This window comes from Arthrobacter sp. UYEF36 (assembly GCF_040547025.1).
Taxonomy (GTDB): Bacteria; Actinomycetota; Actinomycetes; order Actinomycetales; family Micrococcaceae; genus Arthrobacter.
Map to the genome: position 1 here is coordinate 701,049 of NZ_JBEPOX010000001.1, position 24,002 is coordinate 725,050.

General features: G+C 67.5%; 22 protein-coding genes. 16 read left to right on the forward strand and 6 right to left on the reverse strand.

Annotated elements, in window-relative coordinates; genetic code table 11:
- Window positions 1-10: 10 nt before the first annotated feature.
- Window positions 11-1,423, reverse strand: coding sequence for an amino acid permease (locus ABIB29_RS03335; protein WP_354170004.1), 1,413 nt, complete (start codon window positions 1,421-1,423; stop codon window positions 11-13).
- A 176-nt stretch (window positions 1,424-1,599) separates the two neighbouring features.
- On the opposite strand from ABIB29_RS03335, the gene ABIB29_RS03340 reads away from it, so the two are divergent.
- The 6 genes from ABIB29_RS03340 (at window position 1,600) to ABIB29_RS03365 (ending at window position 8,323) form a co-directional block, all read left to right on the forward strand.
- A complete protein-coding gene (locus ABIB29_RS03340; protein WP_354170006.1) occupies window positions 1,600-2,073 on the forward strand; it encodes an Lrp/AsnC family transcriptional regulator in 474 nt (157 codons plus the stop codon).
- Window positions 2,074-2,399: 326 nt separating this feature from the next.
- Window positions 2,400-3,110 (forward strand): NUDIX hydrolase, encoded by a 711-nt coding sequence (locus tag ABIB29_RS03345; protein ID WP_354170301.1) that lies wholly within the window; start codon window positions 2,400-2,402, stop codon window positions 3,108-3,110.
- Window positions 3,107-4,420 (forward strand): quinolinate synthase NadA, encoded by a 1,314-nt coding sequence (nadA, locus tag ABIB29_RS03350; RefSeq protein ID WP_354170008.1) that lies wholly within the window; start codon window positions 3,107-3,109, stop codon window positions 4,418-4,420. The genes ABIB29_RS03345 and nadA overlap by 4 nt, the downstream gene beginning before the upstream one ends.
- The gene (nadB, locus tag ABIB29_RS03355) at window positions 4,417-6,195 is read left to right on the forward strand and encodes an L-aspartate oxidase (protein ID WP_354170009.1); all 1,779 of its coding nucleotides are present in this window, start codon (window positions 4,417-4,419) and stop codon (window positions 6,193-6,195) included. The genes nadA and nadB overlap by 4 nt, the downstream gene beginning before the upstream one ends.
- A complete protein-coding gene (nadC, locus tag ABIB29_RS03360; RefSeq protein ID WP_354170011.1) occupies window positions 6,192-7,169 on the forward strand; it encodes a carboxylating nicotinate-nucleotide diphosphorylase in 978 nt (325 codons plus the stop codon). The genes nadB and nadC overlap by 4 nt, the downstream gene beginning before the upstream one ends.
- On the forward strand, window positions 7,166-8,323 hold the full coding sequence (locus ABIB29_RS03365; protein ID WP_354170013.1) for a cysteine desulfurase family protein: 1,158 nt from the start codon (window positions 7,166-7,168) through the stop codon (window positions 8,321-8,323). The genes nadC and ABIB29_RS03365 overlap by 4 nt, the downstream gene beginning before the upstream one ends.
- Here the strand turns inward: ABIB29_RS03365 and ABIB29_RS03370 are convergent.
- Window positions 8,320-8,802: a GtrA family protein gene (locus ABIB29_RS03370; RefSeq protein ID WP_354170015.1), complete on the reverse strand. Its 483-nt coding sequence runs from the start codon at window positions 8,800-8,802 to the stop codon at window positions 8,320-8,322. The two genes, ABIB29_RS03365 and ABIB29_RS03370, sit on opposite strands and share 4 nt — an antisense overlap.
- Window positions 8,803-8,806: 4 nt before the next feature.
- Window positions 8,807-9,481: a DUF1684 domain-containing protein gene (locus ABIB29_RS03375; protein WP_354170017.1), complete on the reverse strand. Its 675-nt coding sequence runs from the start codon at window positions 9,479-9,481 to the stop codon at window positions 8,807-8,809.
- A gap of 77 nt (window positions 9,482-9,558) precedes the next feature.
- Here ABIB29_RS03375 and ABIB29_RS03380 point away from each other — a divergent pair, with 77 nt between their 5' ends.
- On the forward strand, window positions 9,559-10,389 hold the full coding sequence (locus tag ABIB29_RS03380) for a hypothetical protein (protein ID WP_354170019.1): 831 nt from the start codon (window positions 9,559-9,561) through the stop codon (window positions 10,387-10,389).
- Between the two features lie 73 nt (window positions 10,390-10,462).
- Window positions 10,463-11,269, forward strand: a complete 807-nt coding sequence (locus tag ABIB29_RS03385) for a transglutaminase-like domain-containing protein (RefSeq protein WP_354170021.1) — start codon at window positions 10,463-10,465, stop codon at window positions 11,267-11,269.
- A 19-nt stretch (window positions 11,270-11,288) separates the two neighbouring features.
- Here the strand turns inward: ABIB29_RS03385 and ABIB29_RS03390 are convergent, their stop codons facing one another.
- Entirely contained in the window at window positions 11,289-12,254 is a 966-nt protein-coding gene (locus tag ABIB29_RS03390; RefSeq protein WP_354170023.1) for an AraC family transcriptional regulator, read from the reverse strand.
- A gap of 232 nt (window positions 12,255-12,486) precedes the next feature.
- On the opposite strand from ABIB29_RS03390, the gene ABIB29_RS03395 reads away from it, so the two are divergent.
- From ABIB29_RS03395 to ABIB29_RS03415, 5 genes are read left to right on the forward strand one after another with little or no spacing between them, the layout of a single operon-like run.
- Window positions 12,487-13,833 (forward strand): ABC transporter substrate-binding protein, encoded by a 1,347-nt coding sequence (locus ABIB29_RS03395; protein WP_354170025.1) that lies wholly within the window; start codon window positions 12,487-12,489, stop codon window positions 13,831-13,833.
- 26 nt (window positions 13,834-13,859) lie between these two features.
- Window positions 13,860-14,828, forward strand: coding sequence for a carbohydrate ABC transporter permease (locus tag ABIB29_RS03400; RefSeq protein ID WP_354170027.1), 969 nt, complete (start codon window positions 13,860-13,862; stop codon window positions 14,826-14,828).
- Window positions 14,825-15,739 (forward strand): carbohydrate ABC transporter permease, encoded by a 915-nt coding sequence (locus ABIB29_RS03405; RefSeq protein ID WP_354170029.1) that lies wholly within the window; start codon window positions 14,825-14,827, stop codon window positions 15,737-15,739. Before ABIB29_RS03400 ends, ABIB29_RS03405 begins: the two co-directional genes overlap by 4 nt.
- 41 nt (window positions 15,740-15,780) lie before the next feature.
- Window positions 15,781-16,842, forward strand: a complete 1,062-nt coding sequence (locus ABIB29_RS03410; RefSeq protein WP_354170031.1) for an NAD(P)-dependent alcohol dehydrogenase — start codon at window positions 15,781-15,783, stop codon at window positions 16,840-16,842.
- A gap of 24 nt (window positions 16,843-16,866) precedes the next feature.
- The gene (locus tag ABIB29_RS03415) at window positions 16,867-17,841 is read left to right on the forward strand and encodes a carbohydrate kinase family protein (RefSeq protein ID WP_354170033.1); all 975 of its coding nucleotides are present in this window, start codon (window positions 16,867-16,869) and stop codon (window positions 17,839-17,841) included.
- A gap of 76 nt (window positions 17,842-17,917) precedes the next feature.
- On the opposite strand, the gene ABIB29_RS03420 is transcribed toward ABIB29_RS03415, so the two are convergent.
- Complete coding sequence (locus ABIB29_RS03420) at window positions 17,918-18,379, reverse strand: MarR family winged helix-turn-helix transcriptional regulator (protein ID WP_354170035.1); 462 nt, start codon at window positions 18,377-18,379, stop codon at window positions 17,918-17,920.
- Window positions 18,379-19,509 (reverse strand): LLM class flavin-dependent oxidoreductase, encoded by a 1,131-nt coding sequence (locus tag ABIB29_RS03425; RefSeq protein ID WP_354170037.1) that lies wholly within the window; start codon window positions 19,507-19,509, stop codon window positions 18,379-18,381. The genes ABIB29_RS03420 and ABIB29_RS03425 overlap by 1 nt, the downstream gene beginning before the upstream one ends.
- A gap of 276 nt (window positions 19,510-19,785) precedes the next feature.
- On the opposite strand from ABIB29_RS03425, the gene ABIB29_RS03430 reads away from it, so the two are divergent.
- From ABIB29_RS03430 to ABIB29_RS03440, 3 genes are all read left to right on the forward strand, one after another.
- Window positions 19,786-20,700: a M20/M25/M40 family metallo-hydrolase gene (locus ABIB29_RS03430; RefSeq protein ID WP_354170039.1), complete on the forward strand. Its 915-nt coding sequence runs from the start codon at window positions 19,786-19,788 to the stop codon at window positions 20,698-20,700.
- Between the two features lie 334 nt (window positions 20,701-21,034).
- Complete coding sequence (gene ectB, locus ABIB29_RS03435) at window positions 21,035-22,306, forward strand: diaminobutyrate--2-oxoglutarate transaminase (RefSeq protein ID WP_354170041.1); 1,272 nt, start codon at window positions 21,035-21,037, stop codon at window positions 22,304-22,306.
- 248 nt (window positions 22,307-22,554) lie between these two features.
- Window positions 22,555-23,907 (forward strand): aspartate kinase, encoded by a 1,353-nt coding sequence (locus ABIB29_RS03440; protein WP_354170043.1) that lies wholly within the window; start codon window positions 22,555-22,557, stop codon window positions 23,905-23,907.
- Window positions 23,908-24,002: the final 95 nt, after the last annotated feature.

The window sequence follows — 24,002 nt, forward strand, 5'->3', positions numbered from 1 at the left end:
CTTGGTCCTGCTACTTCCCGGCGTCGGCGTGCCCGGCCTGCTCGGCCGGTGCCGTGCTGCGGTTGCGGGTGAGCCGGGCGCCGATCCAGCAGGCCGCGGCAATGCCGGCGACCAGGATGATGGTGCTGAGAAGCTGCCTGCTGCTGTCCGGGCTGCTGAAGCCGACGGCGAAGATCAGGGCCAGGAGCACCAGTCCGAAGATCGTCAGTCCCGGGAAACCCTTCATCCGCAACGGCAGGACGGTGCCGTCCCGGTCTGCGCGGCGGCGGAGGATCAGCTGGGACACGAGCGCGGAGCCCCAGACCATCAGGCAGGTCGAGCCGACCAGCTGGAACAGGGCCGGCAGGATCTTCTCCGGGAAGAGCAGCTCCATGACGGTGGCCAGGAAGCCGAACGCCACGGACACGCCGACGGCGAGCACCGGCACCCGGGCCTTGTTGATCTTCGACAGGAAGCGGGGGGCCTCGCCGCGTTCGGACAGCGAGAAGACCATCCGGGACGCGCCGTAGAGGTTCGCATTCAGGGCCGAAAGGAGCGCTATGACGGCCACCAGCGTGATGGCGGCACCGGCGCCGGGGATGCCGGCGACGTCCAGGACGCCGGCGAACGGCGAGGCGAGGGCCTCCGAGGTGTAGGGAAGGACCGCGGCGATGACGAACACCGAGCCGATGTAGAAGACCAGGATCCGCCACACGACGGTGCGGATCGCCAAGCCCACACTGTGCTGGGGGTTCTCGGTCTCGGCGGCGGCCACACTGACAATCTCGGTGCCGCCGAACGCGAAGATCACAACGAAGAGCGCGGTGGCGATGCCGCCCAGTCCGGCGGGGGCGAAATCGGCGGTGAAGTTGCTGAGGCCGGGGGACTCGACGTCCGGCAGCCAGCCCAGCAGCAGGGCCGTGCCGATGCCCAGGAACAGCAGGATGGCCGCCACCTTGAGGATGGCGAACCAGAACTCGAACTCGCCGAAGTTCTTCACCCCGGCGAGGTTGATTGCCGTGAACACGACCATAAAGATCAGTGACAGGACCCAGACGGGAATGACCGGCCAGACCGTGAACAGCAGGGCGGCGGCGCCGAGGGCCTCGGCGGCGATGACCACCACCAGCTGCAGCCACCAGAGCCAGCCCACGGTGGCTCCGGCGGTCCTGCCCATGGCTTTGGCGGCGTAGACGGAAAACGCGCCGCTGTTGGGGTTGGCTGCGGCCATTTCGCCCAGGGCCCACATCACAAGGATGATCAGGGTTCCGGCGACGAGGTAGGAGATGAGGACGGCGGGCCCGGCGGCCTGGACTCCGGCCCCCGAGCCAAGGAACAGGCCGGCGCCGATGGCGCTGCCGAGGCCCATCATGGTGAGCTGGCGTGGCTTCATGCTGTGGCCGAGTTTGAGGCCGGGGCGCTCCGCGGTGGACTTCATTGTCATGCTGGCGAACCTTCGTGTGGTGTGGATCTTTGGGTCCTTATGGGACCTATTGAATTTACCGCTACGGGGCGGGGTCTTCGCGCGCCGGCCGTGAGAGCATGGACACAGTTTGTTAGCCACGAACGGATTATCTGCAGCGGTTTGTGATGCGAATGCGTCGACAGGAGGAATATCTGATGGACGTTGATGCCCTGGACGCGAAGATTGTCCGATTCTTCACCGATACACCCCGGGCCTCGGTGCTGGAGGCGTCCCGTGTGCTGAAGGTCGCCCGCGCCACCGTGCAGTCGCGGCTGGACCGGATGCAGGACAGCGGCGTCATCGGCTCGTGGGTGCCGCAGCCGGATCCGGCACACTTCGGTTTTCCGGTCGTCGCGTTCTGCTCCCTGACGATCAACCAGGACCTGGGCCATGACGCGGTGGTCGAGGCCCTCGCGGCGATCCCTGAACTGATCGAAATCCACACCGTCTCCGGCAGCTCGGATTTGATGGCCCGCATTGCGGCCCGCTCCAACCCGGACCTGCAGCGGGTACTGGATGCCATGATTGCCACCCGGACGGTGCTTCGCTCGTCTTCGGTGATTGTCCTCAACACGCACTTCCAGGGACGCACCCTCCCGCTGCTGGAAGCCGCCGCCGCGGGACGGTGAGCCGGGCCGGAGCGGAGCCGGGCCGCCGCCCGGGCCGCCCGCCGCCCGCACGCCACGCCCGCCCGCCGCCCGCACGCCACGCCCGCCCGCTGCCCGCACGCCACGCCCGCCCGCTGCCCGCACGCCACGCCCGCCCGCTGCTCGCACGCCACGCCCGCCCGCCAAACGCCTGGCCCGCCCGGTGTGAACGGAAACATTTTGCGCCCGGCGCCCGACGTCGTAGAATTAGTTCTAGTCAATTTGACTATAACTACTCCGGCGGTCGGCCGGACCGTCCGTGCAGTCCCAAAGGACCGCCCGGAGCCCGGATTGCGGGGTGAGTCTCCATCTACACAACAGCTGCCAACGTCTCCGAGCGCCAGCTCGCGCCGCCGACGCTGGCTATCTCCACGGTGATTTTCGCCCTCCGCCCCAGTGAGCGTTCCGGACGCCCCACGCTCTGGATCCCGCTGGTGCGCCGGATCCGCGAACCGTTCAAGGGAATGTGGGCCCTGCCCGGGGGTCCGCTGACCCACTCCGAGTCCCTTCAGGATGCCGCCTCGCGGAACCTGCAGGAGACCACCGGCCTGGCGCCCAGCTACCTCGAACAGCTCTACGCCTTCGGCGGCCTGCACCGCTCGCCCACCCAGCGCGTCGTCTCCATTGTGTACTGGGCGCTGGTGCAGCCCACCGAGGCCGCGCTCGCGGACGAATCCGAAAACGTCCGGTGGTTCCGCGCGGACCGGCTGGGCGGCCTGGCCTTTGACCACAACGCGATCATCGACTACGCGCTCTGGCGGCTGCGCAACAAAATGGCCTACGGCTCCATCGCGTACCACCTGCTCGGCGAGTACTTCACCCTGGCCCAGGTCCGGGAGGTCTACGAGGCCGTCCTGGACCGCGAGCTCGACCCGGCCAACTTCCGCCGGCAGGTCAAGGCCACGCCCGAAATCGAAGAAACCGACCAGTACCTTCAGGGCGGCAAACACCGCCCGCCCCGCCTCTACCGCTTCACCGGCCGCCCAGGCCTTGACCCAGACAACAGGAGCACACCATGAGCAGCGTCAACACGGCCATCCAGCTGATCACGCGCGAACAGGCCGCCAGCAGCGCCGAGGGCATTGCAAAAGCCGCCTCCACCTGCAGCCCGGCTCTCGCCCGCGGGCCCTGGGACTACGACCTCGCCGAAGCCCTTGCCGGTGTGCCCGCCTACGGGCCCGGTGCCTCCGTCGCGGACACCGCCCCGGCGTCGACCCCCCGGCAGGGCCAGCTCCCGGAGGAGTACAAGCTTGCCAGCGACGCCGAACTCGACGCGCGGATCCGGGCCGCGAAGGCAACGCTCGGGGACCGCGCCGTGGTGCTGGGCCATTTCTACCAGCGTGACGAGGTGGTGGAGTACGCCGACTTCGTGGGGGACTCCTTCCAGCTGGCCAACGCCGCGCTGACCCGCCCGGACGCCGAGGCCATCATCTTCTGCGGCGTGCACTTCATGGCCGAGACCGCGGACATCCTGTCCCGGCCGGACCAGGCCGTGATCCTGCCCAACCTCGCCGCCGGCTGCTCGATGGCGGACATGGCGGACATCGACTCCGTGACCGAGTGCTGGGAACAGCTCGAGGAACTGTTCGGCACCGGGCCCGACGCCGAGGGCCGGGTCCCGGTCATCCCGGTCACCTACATGAACTCCTCCGCCGCCCTCAAGGGTTTCTGCGGCGAGCACGGCGGCATCGTCTGCACCTCCTCCAACGCCGCCACCGTCCTGGAATGGGCGTTCGAGCGCGGCCAGCGGGTGCTGTTCTTCCCGGACCAGCACCTGGGCCGCAACACCGCCAAGGCCATGGGGGTGCCGCTGGAGCAGATGCCGATGTGGAACCCGCGCAAGGACCTCGGCGGCAACGACGATCGGACCCTCGAGGACTCCCGGGTCATCCTCTGGCACGGTTTCTGCTCGGTCCACAAGCGCTTCAACGTGGGCCAGATCGCGAAGGCCCGCGCCGAGTTCCCGGGCGTCCAGGTGATTGTGCACCCGGAATGCCCCATGGAAGTGGTGGACGCCGCTGATTCCGCCGGCTCCACGGACTTCATCCGAAAGGCCATCGCCGCCGCCACCGAGCCCGCCACCTTCGCCGTCGGCACCGAGATCAACCTCGTCAACCGGCTGGCCGCGGAAAACCCGCAGCACACCATCTTCTGCCTGGACCCGGTGATCTGCCCCTGCTCCACCATGTACCGCATCCACCCGGGCTACCTCGCCTGGGTCCTGGAAGCGCTGGTCCGGGGCGAGGTGGTCAACCGCATCGAGGTGGAGGACGCCATCGCCGCCCCGGCACGGGTTGCCCTCGAGCGGATGCTGGCGGCGCGGCCGTGACCCAGCTGCGGCGTTTAGTGGTCGTGGGCAGCGGCATCGCCGGACTGTACGCCGCGCTGCTCGCGTCCGACGCGGTCCGGGACGGCGGGCCCGCCTGCGAGGTGGTGCTTTTGAGCAAGGGAACCCTGGAACAGAGCAACACCTTCTACGCCCAGGGCGGCGTCTCGGCCGTGCTCACGCCGGGTGAGGCGGCGCCGGGCGATTCCGTGGCGGCCCACATCGCCGACACCCTCGACGCCGGCGCCGGGCTCAACGACCCGGAGGCCGTCCGGGCCCTGTGCACCGAGGCCGTCCGGGACATCGCCGGCCTGGGCCGCTACGGTGTGCACTTCGACGCCGGACCCGGCGGGGGCCCGGCACTCGGCCTCGAAGCGGCACACTCCGCCGCCCGCATCCTGCACGCCGGCGGGGACGCGACGGGTGCGTGCATCGCCCGCGCCCTGGTCGCCGCCGCCCTGGACCGCGCCGTCCAGGGCCGGTTGCGGGTGGAGACCGGTGCCTTCGTCACGGACCTGCTCACCGAACACCCCACCCGCGACGCGTCGGGCGCCACCCGCGATCCGTTGGGCGCAGCCCGGGTCACCGGCGTCGCCTACCTGGCCAACGGGCAGCCCCGTCAGCTGGACGCGGACGCGGTGCTGCTGGCCACCGGCGGTGCGGGACGGCTCTTCGCCCGGACCAGCAACCCTTCCGTCGCCACTGCCGACGGCCTGGCCCTGGCATGGCGGGCGGGGGCGGCCGTCCGGGACCTGGAGTTCTTCCAGTTCCACCCCACCACGCTCGCGGCGGATGAGATCCCCGGGGGTCCGCCGGCGCTGCTCATTTCCGAGGCGGTCCGCGGCGAAGGAGCTGTCCTTCTCGACGCCGCCGGTTACCGCTTTATGCCGGACTACCACCCGGACGCCGAGCTTGCCCCGCGCGACGTCGTCTCCCGCAGCATTGCCCTGCACCTCGCCGTGACCGGCGCACCGGCGGACAGCCCCGTCTTCCTGGACGCCCGCGGAATCGAGGCCGCCCGCGGCCCCGGATTCCTGGCCCGGCGCTTCCCCACCATTACCGCGGCCACCCGCGCCGCCGGCTACGACTGGACCACGCAGACGCTTCCGGTGTCCCCGGCGGCCCACTACTGGATGGGCGGTGTGGCCACCGACCTCCGGGGGCGAACCTCCGTGCCGGGACTGTACGCGGCCGGTGAAGCCGCGTGCACGGGCGCGCAGGGCGCCAACCGGCTGGCGAGCAATTCCCTCTTGGAGGGGCTGGTCTTCGGCCGCCGTGCGGTGGAGGCGTTCCTCGGCGGGGCGGACCCGGAACCCGGTCCGGCGGGATCGGCCACCGGGGCCAGGGACGAACTTCCCGCTGCCGCGGCGGGGCAGCGAAGTGTTCCGTTCCGCCGGGACGCCCTGCGGCGCCTGATGACCGGCGCGGCCGGGGTGATGCGCACCGGATCCGAACTCGACGCCGCCGCCATCCAGCTCGCGGAATGGGCAGCGGCCTGCACCACAGCTTCCGGTATTCCGGAGCCGGGGGAGGGCCTTGACCAGTCCGGCCACGAGGACCGGAACCTGCTGCTGGCCGCCCAGCTGCTCGTGGCTGCAGCGCTGAAGCGGACCGGTTCGGTGGGGGCCCACTACCGTGCCGACGCAGCCCCGGAAACCGCAGCCCCCGCCGCCTGCCCTGCGCTGCTCGCGGCCCCTGCCCGCCCAACACCGCCGGCCGGCACGCACGCCCAGCGGCATGCCACCCCATCCCGTTCGAAACAAAGGATCCCGTCATGACAGCACCCGCCGCAGCCCGGCCGGACGCCCTTCCGGTGACGGCGCTCGCCGGTACCCTGCCCGCCGCCGCCGTCGACGCTGTGCTGCGGGCGGCCCTGCTGGAGGACGCACCGTACGGGGACATCACCTCGCAGACGCTCATCCCGGCGGACGCGCGCGCGACGGCGGTCCTGGCCGCCCGCGTCCCCGGCGTGCTCAGCGGCGGGGAGGTGTTCGCGGCGGCGATGAAGCTCACGGACCCGGACGCCGCCGTCGAACTCCTGGTGGCCGACGGCGCCGCCTTTGCCGCCGGCACGGCGCTCGCGAGGGTCAGCGGGAACGCCCGCGCCGTGCTGCTCGCCGAACGGGTGGCCCTGAACCTGGTCCAGCGGATGAGCGCCATCGCCACCAGGACGGCGGAGTTCGTCGCCCTCGTGGACGGCACCGGGGCGCGCATCACGGACACCCGGAAGACCACGCCGGGTCTGCGGGTGCTGGAGCGGTACGCCGTCCGGTGCGGCGGCGGAGCCAACCACCGCTTTGGCCTCTCGGACGCGGTGCTGGCCAAGGACAACCACCTGGCCGTCCTGACCGGGGGAGACCCGTCGAAGCTCACCGCGGTGCTGCGGGCGGCCAAGGCGCGGCTCGGGCATACCACGCACTTCGAAGTGGAGGTGGACAGCATGGACCAGATCGGACCGGTGCTGGCCGCCGGGGTGGACACCATCATGCTGGACAACTTCAGCGTGGCCGAGCTGGCCGCCGGGGTGGCCCTGGTGGCCGGCCGCGCCCGGGTCGAGGCCAGCGGCAACGTCAACCTGGCCACCGTGGCGGGCATCGCCGGCACCGGGGTGGACGTCATCTCGATCGGCGGACTCACCCACAGCGTCACCGCCCTGGACCTGGGACTCGACATTGAGCTGGGCCTCGGCACCGGACGGCGCCGGGCACCCGGCCTTGAGCAGAGCGAACAGGCCGGCCAGGCGGCGCCATGATCTTCCTCGACGCCGCGGCCACCACACCGGTCCGCCGCGAGGTGCTCGAAGCGATGTGGCCGTTCCTGTCGGGGGAGTTCGGGAACCCCTCGAGCCACCACTCGCTTGGCGACGCGGCCGCCACGGCGCTCGCCGGGGCACGGGCAGCGACGGCGGAGGCGCTGGGCTGCCGCCCGGGCGAGGTGGTCTTCACCTCCGGGGGAACGGAAGCGGACAACCTCGCTGTCAAGGGCATCGCCCTGGCCCGCCGGGCTGCGGACCCGCGGCTGGACCGGGTGGTGATCAGCGCCGTCGAACATCCCGCCGTGGAGGAGTCAGCCCGCTACCTGGAGCGCGTGCACGGTTTCGCCGTCGATGTGGTGCCGGTGGATGCCTGCGGCCGCGTTACCGGGGAAGCCCTCGCCGCCGCGCTCCGGCCGGAGACCGCCCTGGTCAGCATCATGTACGCCAACAATGAGGTGGGCACGGTGCAGCCGATCACCCGGCTGGCCGCGCTGGCCCGCGCGCAGCGAATCCCGTTCCACACCGACGCCGTGCAGGCCGCCGGCTGGCTTCCGCTCGACACCGCAACACTGGGCGTGGACGCCCTGAGCATCTCCGGCCACAAACTGGGGGCGCCGAAAGGTAACGGGGCGCTGGTCGTGCGCAGCCGGACCCGGCTGGAACCGGTGATCCACGGCGGCGGGCAGGAACGCGGGCGCCGGTCGGGGACCGAGAACGTGGCCGGGGCCGTAGCCCTCGCGACGGCGCTCACCCTCGCCCGGAACTCACAGGGGGACCGGGCGGCACACGTCGCCGCCCTCCGCGATGACTTCATCCGCTCGGTGCAGGCCCAGGTTCCGGGCGCGGTCCTCACCGGCCACCCGAGCGAGCGGCTGCCCTCGGTCGCGTCGTTCTGCTTCCCGGGGACCAGCGGCGAATCCGTGCTGCTGGAGCTCGAACGGCTGGGGGTTATCTGCTCCAGCGGCTCGGCCTGCGCTGCGGGTTCGGACGAGCCGTCCCCGGTGCTGCGGGCGATGGGCATCGGCGACGCCATTGCCCAGACAGCGGTCCGCTTCAGCTTTGACCCGACCATCACGGCGGCGGAGCTGCAGGAGGCGGCGGCCGCGGTCCGCACTGCCGTCGGCAGCGTCCAGGCCCTCGGCACCCCTTAGCGGTGCCGGGCTCGGCGGAAGATCCAGTGCCGCAGCAGGGTGAAACGCACGGCCGTGGCAGCGAAGCCGGCGATAGTGGTGGTCCACAGCTCATCGGCGACGGTGGCCTGGGGGTTGATCCAGTGCAGGACGCCGAGGCTTCCGCCGGTGATCAGCAGCGCCACCAGAATGACGATCAGGCCGTTGAGATGGTCGCGCTTCATCCGGTGGCGTTCGCGGATCTTGAAGGTCAGCCGCCGGTTCAGGGCCGTGTTCATCAGTGACGTGAGGATGAGGGCCGTCGCGTTGGCCGGCTGCGAACCGAGGTACGGGCGGAGGAAAGCATAGAGCGCCAGCGAGGTTGCCGTGCAGACGACGCCGACGGCGGTGAACCTCAGCAGCTGCCGGACCAGGGGATAGCGGAGGACGCCGCGGTGGCGGCGGGCAGGAGCCCGGCCGGAGGCAGGCGCAGGGGAGTGCTGCTCGAGCTGGGCATCCATCCGCTCAGTACAGCTCGCCGACAGGGATCTCCACGGCCAAGCGGTTGGAGGGGCCGGCGAGGGGGCATGCCCACGCCTCGTTGTAGGCGCAGGACGGGTTGTAGGCGAAGTTGAAGTCGACGACGAACTCGGCCTCCGGGCCGGACCCCTGCACGCCGTGGAAGGCACCCTTGATCGTGTCCAGCAGATAGCGGCCCGCACCGTAGCTGCCGCCGGGCTGACCGGCCGTGGCATCACGGAACGGCACAAAGATGCCGCCGCCATAGCCGTGGATCTTCCACACGGCGAGCTGGCCCAGTTCCGGCAGGTCGAAGGTGCCCAGCCGGACAAACCGGACCAGGCCGTCGGTGCCGGTTTCGACATTCATTTCCCGTCCGGCACCCTCGCTCGTCAGCGGGATGTGGAAGCGGTAGATCGGATCGTAGTCCGCCGTCTTCAGTCCGCCGAAGCTGGACTTGGCGGCCGCAGTGAGTGGCGAAGCGGGGTGCGTGCCGAACATCCGGTCCCGCTCCTGGCGCCAGTAGGAATGCGCCTCGGCTGGGTCCTCGGCCGCGATCTTCCGCACGTTGGCGTACAGCGCAAAGGTCCGGAGCCGCCAGTCCGCGATGTCCACGGCGGAGATGTCCGCCACGCTGTCCTGGGCTCCGAAATCCGTCGTGCCAAAATCCTGTTCCGCCATGTCCCCAGCGTATCCCGCTTTCCCTGCGGGGAACCGCGCCTCCGGCGGCGGGTCCCGGGCCCCACTACGATGGCACCATGACTGGGACAGATACCTTCCGGCGGACGCCGGCCCGCGGCGTCCGGATCGCCGCTGCCCTGGCGCTCGCCGGCGCCGCACTGTCCGGCTGCAGCAGCGAAGGCAGCGACGCGCCCGGCTGGACGGCCGGCAGCACCCCGAGCGCCAGCGCCAGCGTGGCAGGGTCCCCGACCGATCCGCCCACGGGCAGCACGGCGCCGGGTACCTCGCCGGGTCCTACCGCCTCCGGCGCTGCGGAAACCAGTTCGACGGCGGCGGCCTGGAAGGTGTTCACCGATCCTGCGAAGACCGTCAGTTTCGAGCTCCCGCAGGAGTGGATCGCCCAGTCGGTGACCCCCGGGCAGGGAACCCTGCCCGGAGCCCTCAAGATCGAGGTCAAGGACGCCGAGGGCCGCTACCTCGCCACCCTGCAGACCGGGCTCCAGCCCCGGCCCGCCCCGGCCTGCGCGGACGACGCCGCGAAACCGTACGTCGTCGTCAGCAGTGTCCCGGTCGAACTGCCGCACCGCGGCGGCGAAGGCACCATCGACCCGCGGGTGGTGTACCGGGTCATCCAGGGCTATAAATACTTCGGCTCCTACGGCATCACCAACGTCGTCGGCGGCACGGATGGACAGTCCTGCGTGCTGCAGAACCTGGTCCGCGGCCCCGAGGGCCGGGGGGACTATTCCTTCGCTGACCTGACGGAGCTGAAGGCGTTTGCCCCGGACCAGAAGGTCGCACCGGCCCGGGCTTTTGACACCCTCGACCATGCGGCCGCATACGTCAACGAAGGCTCGGAATTCGCCAACGTCCAGCGGATGCTAATGTCTCTGGAGATCAAGAACTAGTCCCGCACCGCCCGCACACACCCGGGCCGGGAGCGGTGACTTCACCCGCTGGTAACTCACACCCCGGAGATACATGGAACGCTCTGTAGCCGCCCGCATGGCCTTCAAGACCGTGGCCGACACGAAGGTCGCACTGGCGGTGTCCGTGGCACGCAACTCTGGCTACAGCGGCTTCGTGGAGACCCTGTCCGTGACCTCCGGCGGCGTCGACGTCCCGCTCACCGAACTCTCCGACCACCACGGCGGACGCTTCCATTACATGGAATTCGCGGAACCCACCGAAGTGCACGTGGAGTACACAGCCACCGTCACCGGCTTCGCGCTGCCGGAGGAACCCCGGCGGATGGAACTCATCCGCTACGTCCGGCCGAGCCGCTACGCCGAGTCGGACCGGCTGCTGCCAACGGCCTACGCTGAATTCGGCGGCCTGCAGGGCACCGAACTGGTGCACGCGGTACGCAATTGGGTCTTCAGCGAGCTGCGCTACATCAGCGGATCCTCCCGGGGAACCGACGGGGCCGTCGAGACCCTGCTACACCGCCGCGGAGTCTGCCGCGACTTCGCCCACCTGGCGATCTCGCTGCTGCGCGCCAAGGATATTCCCGCCCGGCTGGCAGCGGTGTACGCCCCGGGACTGAGCCCGATGGACTTCCACGCGGTGGCCGAGGCCTACATCAACGGTGCCTGGTACGTCATCGACCCCACGGGCCTGGCGCCGCGCGAGAGCATGCTGCGGATCACCGCCGGCCGGGATTCCTCGGACACCGCGTTCCTGTCGACGGTGGGCGGCAGCCTGTCGCTGACCCAGCTCACCGTCACCGCGATCGTCGACGGCGACCTGCCGGACGAGGATCCGGCGAAGCTGGTCACCCTCCAGTAGGGACGCTCCCGGAGCAGGATCACCCCTGGACGCGTTGGCGGTAGTGGCGTGGTGTAACGCCGGCGTCGCTGAGGAAGTGCCGGTTGAAGTTGGAGAGGTTCGTGAAGCCGACCTCGTAGCAAATGTCGGAGATGGCTTTGTCGCTGTGTTCCAGCAGGCGCCGTGCATTTGCGAGCCGGAGTTTGCGGACCAGGTCACTGAAGTTCTGGCCGGTGGCGCGCTTGAAGTATTTCGAAAACGTCGGTTCTGACATTCCGACCAGCGCCGCAGCCCCGGACATTTTGACGCTGCCGGTGTGGTTGGTGAAGACGTATTCGAGGACGATGTCCACCACGGCCGCGGCCTGGCCGTCCAGTTGGGGTCTGAACCATTCGTCGGCCAGGTAGCGTCGTTCCTCCTGCGGTGCACGGGCAAGAACCGTGAGGAGCTCAAAGAGGTGGTGCAGCCGCTCCAAGCCAGTCGATGTGCCCATCGCGTCGATGGACGCGGCTGCCGACTCGGCTGACCGACCCAGGAATTCGATCCCGCGGGAGGACTGTTCCAGCAGGGGCTTGACCTCGGCCATCTCCGGGATGATCGAAGCAGCCTGTTCAACCCATTTTCCGTCGAACTGGATAAGGGCGTCCCTGCCCTGGAGGACTTCTCCGGGCTCGAGGTCGCTGACCCAGTCGTGCGGCAGCCCAGGTCCCACCAGAGCCACATGCCCGGCCTCGAATGTGCCGATGTGGTCTCCGACGATGAACCGTCCGGTGCCTTTGCGGATCAGGTGCAGTTCGTATTCAGGATGATAGTTCCAGCGTGCCACCGGGCTGGGATAGTCGTGCTCGTGCCATCGGACGGAATGGTCCGGATCCTCCGGGATGACCTCACGGTTGGCGCGCATGCCCAGCAGTCTTTCGGCCAGCCGGGCCGTTGCGCCGTCGTTGGAGTCCGCCGTGCCCATCGTGGTCCTCCCCGCGTTCGGGTTATCAAATACAGACAGCACCTTTGACTGCCTTTTCCCAGAGTAGCGTCCGGCTGCGGCCCGAACAGGAAAATTAGTATCAGAAACTGGCAACCACGGCGCTAGTTGTGCCCTACCCCACAGGCCTAATGTTGAGGAACACCAGCGAGGCACCCCGGCTTCTGGCCCCGGTTCCCGCTTTCGGCGCCCGCCCCGACACAGCAGTCGGAGCGCAGGTCGCATTGCATCCCCTGAAGAACAAAGGAGTCCTTGAATGCGCGCAAAAATACGCGTCACCGCGTTGGCCGCAGGTGCCCTGTGCGTGGCGCTCAGCGCCTCAGCCTGTGCAGGTGCCGGCGGCGGCAACTCCGCAGGAGACCCGAACAGCATCAATGTCCTGATGGTCAATAACCCCCAGATGGAGGACCTGCAGCGGCTCACTGCCGATAACTTCACCAGGGATACCGGTATCAGGGTCAACTACACCGTCCTGCCGGAAAACGACGTCCGCGCCAAAATCAGCCAGGAGTTTTCGAGCCAGGCCGGCCAGTACGACATTGCGTCGCTGTCCAACTACGAAATCCCGTTCTATTCCGCCAACGGGTGGCTGGCGCCGCTGGACCATGTGGCCAAAGATGCCGAGTTCAACCAGGCGGACATCCTGCCGGCCTACACGGCGTCGCTGACCGGCAAGGACGGCAAGCTCTACGGCGAACCGTTTTACGGAGAATCCTCCTTCCTGATGTACCGGAAAGACATCTTCGACGCCAAGGCCTTGACGATGCCGGAGAAGCCGACCTGGGACGAGGTCGCCGCCCTCGCCGCCCAGGCGGACGGCGCCGCCCCGGGCATGAAGGGGATCTGCCTGCGCGGCCAGCCCGGCTGGGGACAGGTTTTCGCACCGCTGACCACGGTGGTGAACACCTTCGGCGGAACCTGGTTCGACAAGGACTGGAACGCGCAGGTCAACGCCCCGGAGTTCACCGAGGCGGTTGAGTTCTACACCAAACTGGTCCGGGACCACGGTCCGGCGGGGGCCGCCCAGGCCGGGTTCACCGAGTGCCTGAACAATATGAGCCAGGGCAAGGCCGCCATGTGGTACGACGCCACCTCCGCGGCCGGCGCCCTGGAAGCGGATGCCTCGCCGGTGAAGGGCAAGATCGGCTACGCCCAGGCCCCGGTAAAGGAAACCAAGTCCTCAGGCTGGCTGTGGACCTGGTCCTGGGCCGTGCAGGCGGCCTCCAAAAAGCAGGATGCCGCCGGGAAGTTCATCGCCTGGGCCAGCTCGAAGAAGTATGAGGAACTCGTCGCGTCCAAGCTCGGCTGGTCCAAGGTCCCGTCCGGCAAGCGCATCTCCACCTACGAGAACACCGAGTTCCAGCAGGCCGCACCGTTCTTTGAAGCCGAACGTTTCGCTATTGAGAACGCCGATCCGACCAACCCCGGTGTGCAGCCGCGTCCGGCTGTGGGCATCCAGTTTGTCGGCATTCCCGAGTTCGCCGCCCTCGGCACCAGGGTGTCCCAGGGTGTGAGCTCCGCCATCGCCGGCCAGGGTACTGTCGCCGACGCGCTGGCCAAGGGGCAGGAAGCCGCCCAAAAAATCGGCGACAAGTACAAATAATCACCACCCAACCGCAGGAGAACATCATGACTGACGCAACGGCGCGCGTCTCCCGGCACGGGAGCACCACCGCCAAACCTTCCAGGGACGCCAGGGCGCGGGAACGGGCTGTGGCCTGGGTACGGCGTGCACCACTGCTGCCGGCCCTGATCTTCCTCATCATTGTCACCCAGCTACCGTTCGTGGTGACCCTGGTCATCTCGTTCATGAACTGGAACAGCCTGAGCCCGGACACGACCGGGTTTGCCGGGTTCGAGAATTACGTCCAGGTCCTCACCGATCCCTACATGCAGCAGGCGATCGTCACCACGATCGTCATGACCGTCTCCGTGGTCCTGGCCAGCCTGCTCCTCGGCCTGGGCCTGGCCCTGCTGCTGGATAAGAAGTTCATCGGCCGCGGACTGGCGCGGACCTTACTGATCGCACCCTTCCTCGTGGTGCCCGTGGCTGCGGCGCTGATCTGGAAGCACGCCATCCTCAACCCCGTCTACGGCCTGATCAACGGCACACTCACCTGGGTCTGGGCGCTGTTCGGCAGCGACACCCCGCCCCAGACTGACCTGCTGTCCTCGGCGCCCCTGCTGGCCATCATCATCTCGCTGGTCTGGCAGTGGACACCCTTCATGATGCTCATCCTGCTCGCCGGCCTGCAGTCCCGTCCCATGGACACCGTCGAAGCCGCCCAAATGGACGGCGCCACTCCCTGGGCAATTTTCCGCCACCTCACCCTGCCGCACCTGAGGCAGTATCTGGAACTCGGCGGACTGCTCGGGGCCATCTACATCGTGCAGAACTTCGACGCAGTCTTCACCCTCACCTCCGGCGGCCTGGGCACGGCCAACCTGCCCTACGCCATCTACGAGACGTTCTACTTCGCCAACGAATACGGCCTGGCGTCCGCCGCCGGCGTTGTGGTGGTCATCGGCACCATCATCGTGGCGACCTTCGCACTCCGCACCGTATTCTCGCTCTTCAAGAAGGAGGCAGCACGATGAGCACGCTCACCCCCACCGAGCCCCGGGCATCTGTCCCGGTCCCCGCCCGTACCACCGGTTCACGGCGCCGAGGCAAGTCGCGCATGGACCCCACCCGGAACAACACCGCCGCCGGGATCGCGGCCTGGCTGCTGGCCCTGATGTTCGCAGTACCCGTCCTGTGGATGATCCTGACGTCCTTCCACTCGGAAACGGACGCCGCGACCAACCCGCCCTCCGTCGCAGCCAACCTGACGCTGGACGCGTACAAGGAGTTCTTCGGAGCAACGTCCGGGGTCAGCCCGTGGCCTTCGCTGATCAACTCCGCCACCGCTTCGATCTTCTCCACCGTCCTGGTGCTGCTGCTGGCCATCCCGGCCGCGTACGCGCTGTCCATCCGGCCGGTGAAAAAGTGGTCCGACGTGATGTTCTTCTTCCTCTCCACCAAGATGATGCCCGTCGTCGCCGCGGTGCTGCCGCTCTACCTCGTCGCCAAAAACATCGGCGCGCTGGACAACATCTGGTTCCTGGTCCTGATGTACACCTCGATGAACCTGCCCATCGCCGTGTGGATGATGCGCTCCTTCCTCGACGAAGTGCCGGTCGAAATGCTGGAGGCCGCCCAGATCGACGGCGCGGGCCTGCTGCTGACGCTCCGTAAGGTCGTCGCCCCCGTGGCGATGCCCGGCATCGCCGCCACCGCCCTGATCTGCTTCATCTTCAGCTGGAACGAGCTCCTCCTGGCACGGGTCCTCACCGGCGTTGTCGCCGGCACCGCCCCGGTCTTCCTCACCGGATTCGTCTCCGGCCAGGGCCTGTTCCTCGCCAAGGTCTGCGCCGCCGCCGTCGTCATCTCCCTGCCGGTGCTGTTCGCCGGCTTCGCCGCCCAGGACAAACTCGTCCAGGGCCTCTCCCTCGGCGCCGTCAAATAGCCGGCCGCCGCAGCCCCCTCGATTTTCAAAGGAGTACTTCGATGACAACATCAACCGCACAGTCCCGCACCCCCGGTCACCCGGAGGTCCCAGCCACCATGCGCGCCGCCGTGCTCAAGCGCCAGGGCGACATGGCCATGGAAACCCTGGCCGTCCCGCAGCTGGACGCGGACCAGGTCCTGGTGCAGGTCGCCGCTGTCGGCGTCTGCGGCAGTGACGTCCACTACTACGAGCACGGCCGGATCGGCGACTACGTCGTGGACCACCCGCTGATCCTGGGCCACGAGCTCTCCGGGCGGGTCGCCGCCGTCGGAAGCGCCGTGGACCCCGCCCGGATTGGCCGGCGGGTCGCCGTCGAGCCCCAGCGGCCCTGCAGCACGTGCAAGCAGTGCAAGGCCGGCCGGTACAACCTGTGCCCCGACATCGAGTTCTACGCCACACCGCCGGTCGACGGTGCGTTCGCCGAATACGTGAGAATCCAGAGCGACTTCGCCTACGACATCCCGGACAGCGTCAGCGATGAGGCGGCCGCCCTCATCGAACCCCTCTCCGTCGGCCTCTGGGCCTGCGAACGCGCGGGGATCAAGCCCGGCAGCCGCGTCCTGATCGCCGGGGCCGGCCCTATCGGCATCATCGCCGCCCAGGCCGCCCGGGCCTACGGCGCCACCGAAATCTACATCTCTGACATCGCGGAGGACCGGCTCGCCTTCGCCCTGGAACACGGCGCAACCCATGCCCTGAACGCCCGGACGGACAGTGTCGAAGGGCTCGACGTCGACGCTTTCATCGACGCCTCCGGCGCCCCGCAGGCCGTCCGCTCCGGCATCAAGGCCGTCGGACCGGCAGGGAAGGTCATCCTGGTGGGGCTCGGGGCCGACGACGTCGAACTGCCCGTCTCTTACATCCAGAACCGGGAAATCTGGCTCTCCGGCGTCTTCCGCTACACCAACACCTGGCCGCTGGCCATCCAGCTCATCGCGGACGGCAAGGTGGACCTGGACATCCTGGTCACCGGCAGGTTCTCCCTGGCTGACTCCGGAGACGCACTCAAAGCCGGCAGGCAGCCCGGACAGCTCAAAGCCGTGGTCTACCCGGGCCGCTGACCAGAAGACGCCAAGGAGCCAGCCATGCCAGCACATGAAACCACGGTGGTCGTCATCGGCGAGTCCCTCGTCGACATCGTCAGCGATCCCGGGCAGCCGGAGGCGATACAGGTCCACCCGGGCGGAAGCCCCCTCAACGTGGCGGTGGGGGCGGCGCGCCTGGGCTTGCACACGAGCCTGGTCACCCACTTCGCCGATGACCGGCATGGGCTCATGATTGAAGAGCACCTGCGGTCGAACGGCGTCCGCGTGATCAACGGCGGAACCGCGCCGACGTCGACGGCCCTCGCGACGCTGGGGCCCGACGGTGCCGCCGACTACACGTTCGCCATCACGTGGGAACTCAGCGGGGCATCCCTGCCGGCCCTGGCAGCAATCCGGGATTCCACCCACGTCCATACCGGTTCGATCGCTACCGTGCTGGCACCGGGGGACCAGGCCACACTTGCCCTCGTCAGGGCAGCCGGTGAGCACACGACGATCAGTTACGATCCCAACTGCCGGCCCGCCATCAGCCCCGATGCGGCCGCAGCACGCCACCAGGCGGAACTCTTCGTCGCAGCCAGCGACGTCGTCAAGGCCAGTGATGAAGACCTCCGCTGGCTCTACCCGGACCGGACCCCGGAGGCAACTCTGGAGGCCTGGCTGGGACTCGGCCCGGCTCTGGTGGCGCTGACGCGGGGAGCCTCCGGGCCGGTCATCCTGTCCCGTCGCGGGAGGGTGGACATGGCAGCTGAGCTGATCACTGTGGCCGACACAGTGGGCGCCGGTGATTCATTCATGGCAGGCCTCATCTCCGGGCTCTCCCAGCTGGGTGCCCTCGGTTTGGGCGGCAGGATACGGCTGAAAAGCCTCACGCCGGAGGAACTGCAGGCTCTGGCTGCCTACGCCAACCTCGCGGCAGCGGTCACCTGTTCCCGGCAGGGCGCGAATCCTCCCCGGAAGAACGAACTCGGCCTGCTGGCCGTGCCGTCGACGGCGGAGGAAATTATGCCGTGAACGTTTGAGGCAGCGAACGTTTATCCGGATTCGCGTGAGGAGCCCGGACGCGCGGGAACAGTGGGCCCTCCACGCGTCAGCGCGCGGCCACCGAGGCCCGCAGCTTCTCCGTGAGGCGCAGTAGTTCCTGCTGCTCGGCCGCCGTCAGCGCCGGAACTACCAGGGAAGCAATGTCTCGGACGTGCTCCCGGCCGATCTGCTTCTGGAGCTCCCAGCCCGCTTCGGTGAGTCTGACCAGGACGCCGCGGCCGTCGTCAGGAGCCGGCATCCGCTCCACCAGGCCGCGCTTTTCGAGGCGCTCCACCAGCCGGCTCAGGCTGGACTGGCTCAGCAGCACATGGTCATTGAGCTCGTTCTGGCGCAGCCAGCCGGACGGACAGCGCGAGAGGGTGAACAGCACGTCGTACTCGTTCAGGGCCAGGGACTTGAACGCGGGGCCGGCCTGCAGCCGGCGCATGACCGCCACCTGGGCGCGGAACAGGGATTCCCAGGTTTCCGCGGCCAGGCGCACCGGCGATCCGGTTGTTTTAGTGGACATCACACGCTCTGGGTTCGGTCGGGGCTGACGGCTACGCTGGCGGACTGACTGGCGGCGGCCAGGGATGCGGCAACGCGGCCGGCGTGGGTGGGGGGTTCGGGGACGTGCGCCGGGGTCTTGTCGGCGTATTCCTTGCGCAGGACCGGCAGGACCTCCTCGCCGAACAGGTCCAGCTGTTCCAGCACGGTCTTCAGCGGCAGGCCGGCGTGGTCGATCAGGAACAGCTGCCGCTGGTAGTCGCCAAAGTATTCACGGAAGGTCAGCGTCTTCTCGATGACTTCCTGCGGGCTGCCGACGGTCAGCGGGGTCTCCGAGGTGAAGTCCTCGAGCGACGGGCCGTGGCCGTAGACCGGGGCGTTGTCGAAGTAGGGACGGAACTCCTTGACGGCGTCCTGCGAGTTCTTCCGCATGAAGAACTGTCCGCCGAGGCCCACAATCGCCTGGTCCGCCTTGCCGTGGCCGTAGTGCTCGTAGCGTTCGCGGTAGAGGCCGATCAGCTGCTGGTAGTGCTCCTTGGGCCAGAAGATGTTGTTCGCGAAGAAGCCATCGCCATAGTAGGCAGCGACTTCCGCGATCTGCGGCGTGCGGATCGAACCGTGCCAGACGAAGGGGGCGACGCCGTCGAGCGGGCGCGGGGTGGAGGTGAAGTTCTGCAGCGGCGTGCGGTGCTTTCCGGACCAGTTGACGGTGTCCTCGTCCCAGAGGCGGCGCAGCAGGCTGTAGTTCTCGATCGCGAGTTCGATCCCGTCCTGGATGTTCTTGCCGAACCAGGGGTAGACCGGGGCGGTGTTGCCGCGGCCCAGGACCAGGTCCACGCGTCCGTCGGCCAGATGCTGGAGCATAGCGAAGTCCTCGGCGATCTTCACCGGATCATTCGTGGTGATCAGTGTGGTGGCCGTGGACAGGATAATGCGCTCCGTCTGGGCGGCGATGTAGGCCAGGGTGGTCGTGGGGGAGGAGGAGAAGAAAGGCCGGTTGTGGTGCTCGCCAATGGCGTAGACATCCATGCCGATTTCCTCGACCTTCTTGGCGATCGCCACGGACGCCTTGATCCGTTCGTGCTCCGTGGGCGTGCGGCCCGTGGTGGGGTCGGTGGTGATATCGCTGACGCTGAATACGCCGATCTGCATGATGTGCCTTTCCGTGGCCGGGTACTTCCGGGACCTGTTTCAACTATAACCGATATACATGCATTTGCATCTATCGACGGGTATAACGCCCGCCGCGTCCGACTATTCCCCACCTGTGCGGGTCTTTCCCCCGAAGGGCTTCGGCGTTATCTTCATTACCTGGAGGACGTCCACATGATGAGAAGGCTCGGAAAGGCTGCGGCCGCCGCAATCCTGCTTGCGATCAGTCTCGTGTTATCGGGATGCACGGCCTCGCGGCTGGAGCCTGTGGCTGGAGTGGACGCGCGCGCGGTGCTGGAGGAGTTTCAGGGCCGGGGCATGGTGAAACACCTCGAGGCGCTGCAGCGCATCGCTGATGACAACGGTGGCAACCGCGCCTCGGGCACCTCCGGGTTCGAGGAATCCGCCCGGTACGTCGAGGAGCAGCTGCGCGCCGCCGGGTACACACCGGTCCGGCAGACCTTCACCTTCCGGGGCGAGGGCAAGAACCGCAAGCAGGTGAAGAGCTTCAACATCCTTGCCGACACCGAGGGCAGCGCCGGGAACACCGTGGTGGTGGGCGGCCACCTGGACTCCGTGCGTGAGGGGCCGGGGATCAATGACAACGCCAGCGGGGTCGCGGCCATGCTGGAGATCGCCGCCTGGCTGAAGGACAGCGGGATCACCCCGGTCAACCGGGTCCGGTTTGCGTTCTGGGGCGCCGAGGAGGACGGCCTCTACGGTTCCCAGCACTACGTCGACGAGCTGAGCCGGGCCGAGAAAGCGCAGACCGCGGCGAACCTGAACGTGGACATGCTGGCCTCCCCGAACGGGGTGCGGTCCATTCACGACGGCAACGGTTCGGATTTCAAACAGGCCGGGCCGTCCGGTTCGAAACAGATCGAGGAGGTCTTTTTCCGGTTCTTCGAGGAGAACTCGCTGCCGGCGGAGACCACACCCTTCGACGGCGGCTCCGATTACGAGGCCTTCCTTCAGGCCGGAATTCCCGCCGGCGGGCTGTTCAGCGGCGACGTGAAAACCAAGACCAAAGCCCAGATGCAGGCCTACGGCGGGGTGGCCGGCAAGGACCTCGATTCCTGCTACCACGAGGCCTGCGACACCATCAGCAACACCAACGCGGAGCTGCTCAAGGATATGTCCGCCGCCCTGGCCTACGCCACCGCCACCTACGCACTGGCCCCGCGGGGCTGACCCCCGGCTCCTTGGACACAGGGAAAGGCCCACCCCGCTGCGCGAAAGTTGGCCCGGGGAGCCGTGCGACGGGCCGGATCCCGGACTACTTGATTCGAACGTCTTGCCGTCTAAGTACAGCTAAGTAGACCGGGCCCGGATATCCATCAACTATTCGAGTACGGCCTACGGATCCGTAAGTTAGCGGCGTTCCCTAGCTTGGAAATATCACCGGTCGCGCCTCCTGACTACGGCATGGCGCCGCAGTACTTACCAGCACTTAATTGTCCCGTGACCGATTTCCGGATGTCTGAGCCGTAACTGGGCCGGGGAAAAGAACGAAGGAAAAGTACTGATGGACATATTTGAAATCCTTGAGTCAGAAGTCCGCACGTACTGCCGCACCTGGGATACGGTCTTTGACCGCGCGTCCGGCAGCACTCTCTACAGCGAGGACGGCAGGGATTACCTTGATTTCTTTTCCGGCGCCGGGGCGCTGAACTACGGACACAACAATCCTGACCTGCTTCGACCGCTCGTCGAATACCTCCTTTCCGGGGCAATCGTTCATTCCCTCGACATGAAAACCGTCGCCAAACGGCGCTTTCTGGAAACATTCCACGAGCTGATCCTGAAGCCCAGAAAGTATGACTATAAAGTCATGTTTCCCGGGCCCACGGGGACTAACTCGGTGGAAGCAGCCTTGAAGCTTGCTCGAAAAGTCACCGGTCGTTCCCATATCCTCAGTTTTACGAATGCATTCCACGGGATGACTCTTGGATCCCTGGCGGTGACGGGCAATTCCATGAAGCGGGCGGGCGCCGGGGTTCCGCTAACGAACACATCCAGCATGCCCTATGACGGATTCTTTGACGGCCAGACGGCGGACTTTTTGTGGCTCCGCCATGCCCTGGAGGACAGCGGCTCCGGCGTCGACAAACCTGCCGCCGTCATCGTCGAAACCGTACAGGGAGAGGGCGGGCTCCGGGCTGCACGTGCCTCCTGGCTCCAAGGGCTGGCGGAATTGTGCCACCGGCACGGCATCCTCCTCATTGTCGACGACGTCCAGGCCGGATGCGGACGCACAGGCACCTTCTTCAGCTTTGAGGATGCCGGCATAATCCCGGATATCGTGTGCCTTTCGAAGTCCATTTCAGGCTTCGGGCTGCCCTTGTCGTTGACGCTTTTCAAACCGGAGCATGACATCTGGAAACCGGGCGAGCACAACGGAACCTTCCGCGGCCACAACCCGGCGTTTGTCACGGGCACGGCTGCCCTGGAGCGTTACTGGGGGGACCGGACCCTTGAAGCGAAAGTCGAGGGTCTCGCCTCGCAGCTGCACGAGGCGCTGACGCAGATCGCCGCGGGGACCGAAGGTGCCCGCGTCCGGGGACGTGGACTGCTTGCGGGCATCTACTATCCCGACCACCAAACGGCAGGGAAGATCGCGGCCGAATCGTTCGCCCGCGGGCTGCTGGTGGAGACCTCCGGGCCCGAGGGCGAGGTCATCAAAACGATGCCGGCGCTGACCATCGACGCCGAAGAGTTGTCGAGGGGACTCGACATTCTTGCCGAGGCCGCCGAGTCTGTGGCGGGCGGAAAGGTCGCGGTGAAGTCCATTGCCTAGGAGACGCTGCAGAGGGCATTAGGCAGCGACGAGCGACCGATCAGATTTTAGGAACGGCAAATGAGCACCCAAAAAGCAGCGGCCAACCAGGTTGGACGCAGCGCAGTACCCGCAGAGTGGCGGCATTTCCCAGTCGGATCGAAGACGGCGCCGGGACTTCCGGGTCGACGGCCGGCATCGCCGGCTCGACCGTTGGGTCTCGGCTCGTGCTAGACGAAAGAGACACGATTCCTCAAGGGGGCGTCATCGTGCAGAAGTTCGGCGGCTCGTCGCTGGCGGACGCCTCCGGAATCCTTAGGGCTGCCCAAAGGATAGCCAGAACACGAGAGAACGGATACCAGGTAGTTGCAGTGGTGTCTGCCATGGGGGACACGACCGATGAACTGTGCGACCTCGCCGCCGAGGTTTCCTCCCGACCGCGCCCCAGCGACCTCGATGCCCTGCTGAGCACCGGCGAACTCGTGTCGTCGGCGCTGTTGGCCATCGCCTTGGCAGATCTTGGCCAGGCACCCATCACCTTCACCGGCAGTATGGCCGGCCTCATCACGGACAACGTTCACGGCAGGGCACAAATTACCGACGTCCGCCCCGACCGCATCCGCACCTGCCTGGCCCGCGGGGAAGTGCCGATCGTTGCGGGATTCCAGGGCCGGACGAAGAAAGGCAAGAAAGTCACGACCCTCGGCCGGGGTGGCTCTGATTTGACCGCCGTTGCGCTGGCCGCGGCACTGGGTGCCGGGATCTGCGAGATTTACACGGATGTGGACGGTGTCTATACCGCGGACCCGCGTGTTGTCCCGAGGGCCCGCAAAATCGGTGTTCTCTCCAGCGAGGTAATGCTTGAGTTCGCGGCCTCGGGGTGCAAGGTACTGCATTTGAGGTGTGTTGAGTATGCCCGTCGGTTTGGCATTCCCATCCATGTGAGGTCTTCGTTCGTGCCGGCGCCGGGCACCCTGATTCTGCCCGGCCTTGACCGCCACCCCTTCCGCAAGCCGGTGCGGGAGCAACCCGTAGTGACCGGTGTTGGCGGGGTCAACTCCGCCGCGAAGGTCATCGTCGTCGGAGTTCCGGATGCACCGGACAGCATGGCGAGACTGTTCCAGGTGCTGTCGCGTTCGGGGGTGAACGTCCAGACAATTGTCCAAAGCGCGGCAAACTCAGGGTCCAGACGTTCCGACGTTGCCCTGATCGTCCCGGCGCCGGAGGCGTCTCCCGCCCTCGCCGTGCTGGGTGCTGCCCAAGGAACCATAGGATTCCAGGGCCTGCAGTACCGGGGTGAAGTCGGCCGGGTGTCAGTCACTGGCGTGGGCATGCGGTCTTCGCCGGATGTCGTCTGTACTTTCCTGTGGACCCTGTCGGAAGCCGGGATCGACGTTGATTTGGTCGAAATATCGGAGACCTACGTCGCGGCCATCACCCGCGCCGAACGTCTCGCGGACGCTGAGCGCGCTGTCCGGCTGGCGTTTGGCATGGCCCCGGTAGCCGAGGACGCGGCAGGGGCCGCCCCACGGCCGGCCCGCGACCGTTCCTTGGCCGGCGACGTCCGCTGGGGTTATGACCTTCGGGGGTTCGCGGCCAGTCCCGCATCCCGGGGCAGCTGATAGCACGGCCGAAGATCCAGTGAACCGCACAGCCGCCAGGAATGAGTTTCGAGGGAATCAGCAGTCTGTCTGCGACACGTCACGTCATGCGAAAG

Coding starts and splice junctions, on each gene's coding strand:
- ABIB29_RS03335 (WP_354170004.1), bottom strand. CDS start 1,423: ATGACAATGAAGTCCACCGCGGAGCGCCCCGGCCTCAAACTCGGCCAC.
- ABIB29_RS03405 (WP_354170029.1), top strand. CDS start 14,825: ATGAGCACGCTCACCCCCACCGAGCCCCGGGCATCTGTCCCGGTCCCC.
- ABIB29_RS03365 (WP_354170013.1), top strand. CDS start 7,166: ATGATCTTCCTCGACGCCGCGGCCACCACACCGGTCCGCCGCGAGGTG.
- ABIB29_RS03420 (WP_354170035.1), bottom strand. CDS start 18,379: ATGTCCACTAAAACAACCGGATCGCCGGTGCGCCTGGCCGCGGAAACC.
- ABIB29_RS03340 (WP_354170006.1), top strand. CDS start 1,600: ATGGACGTTGATGCCCTGGACGCGAAGATTGTCCGATTCTTCACCGAT.
- ABIB29_RS03380 (WP_354170019.1), top strand. CDS start 9,559: ATGACTGGGACAGATACCTTCCGGCGGACGCCGGCCCGCGGCGTCCGG.
- ectB (WP_354170041.1), top strand. CDS start 21,035: ATGGACATATTTGAAATCCTTGAGTCAGAAGTCCGCACGTACTGCCGC.
- ABIB29_RS03410 (WP_354170031.1), top strand. CDS start 15,781: ATGACAACATCAACCGCACAGTCCCGCACCCCCGGTCACCCGGAGGTC.
- ABIB29_RS03400 (WP_354170027.1), top strand. CDS start 13,860: ATGACTGACGCAACGGCGCGCGTCTCCCGGCACGGGAGCACCACCGCC.
- ABIB29_RS03415 (WP_354170033.1), top strand. CDS start 16,867: ATGCCAGCACATGAAACCACGGTGGTCGTCATCGGCGAGTCCCTCGTC.
- ABIB29_RS03395 (WP_354170025.1), top strand. CDS start 12,487: ATGCGCGCAAAAATACGCGTCACCGCGTTGGCCGCAGGTGCCCTGTGC.
- nadA (WP_354170008.1), top strand. CDS start 3,107: ATGAGCAGCGTCAACACGGCCATCCAGCTGATCACGCGCGAACAGGCC.
- ABIB29_RS03370 (WP_354170015.1), bottom strand. CDS start 8,802: ATGGATGCCCAGCTCGAGCAGCACTCCCCTGCGCCTGCCTCCGGCCGG.
- nadC (WP_354170011.1), top strand. CDS start 6,192: ATGACAGCACCCGCCGCAGCCCGGCCGGACGCCCTTCCGGTGACGGCG.
- ABIB29_RS03385 (WP_354170021.1), top strand. CDS start 10,463: ATGGAACGCTCTGTAGCCGCCCGCATGGCCTTCAAGACCGTGGCCGAC.
- ABIB29_RS03375 (WP_354170017.1), bottom strand. CDS start 9,481: ATGGCGGAACAGGATTTTGGCACGACGGATTTCGGAGCCCAGGACAGC.
- ABIB29_RS03425 (WP_354170037.1), bottom strand. CDS start 19,509: ATGCAGATCGGCGTATTCAGCGTCAGCGATATCACCACCGACCCCACC.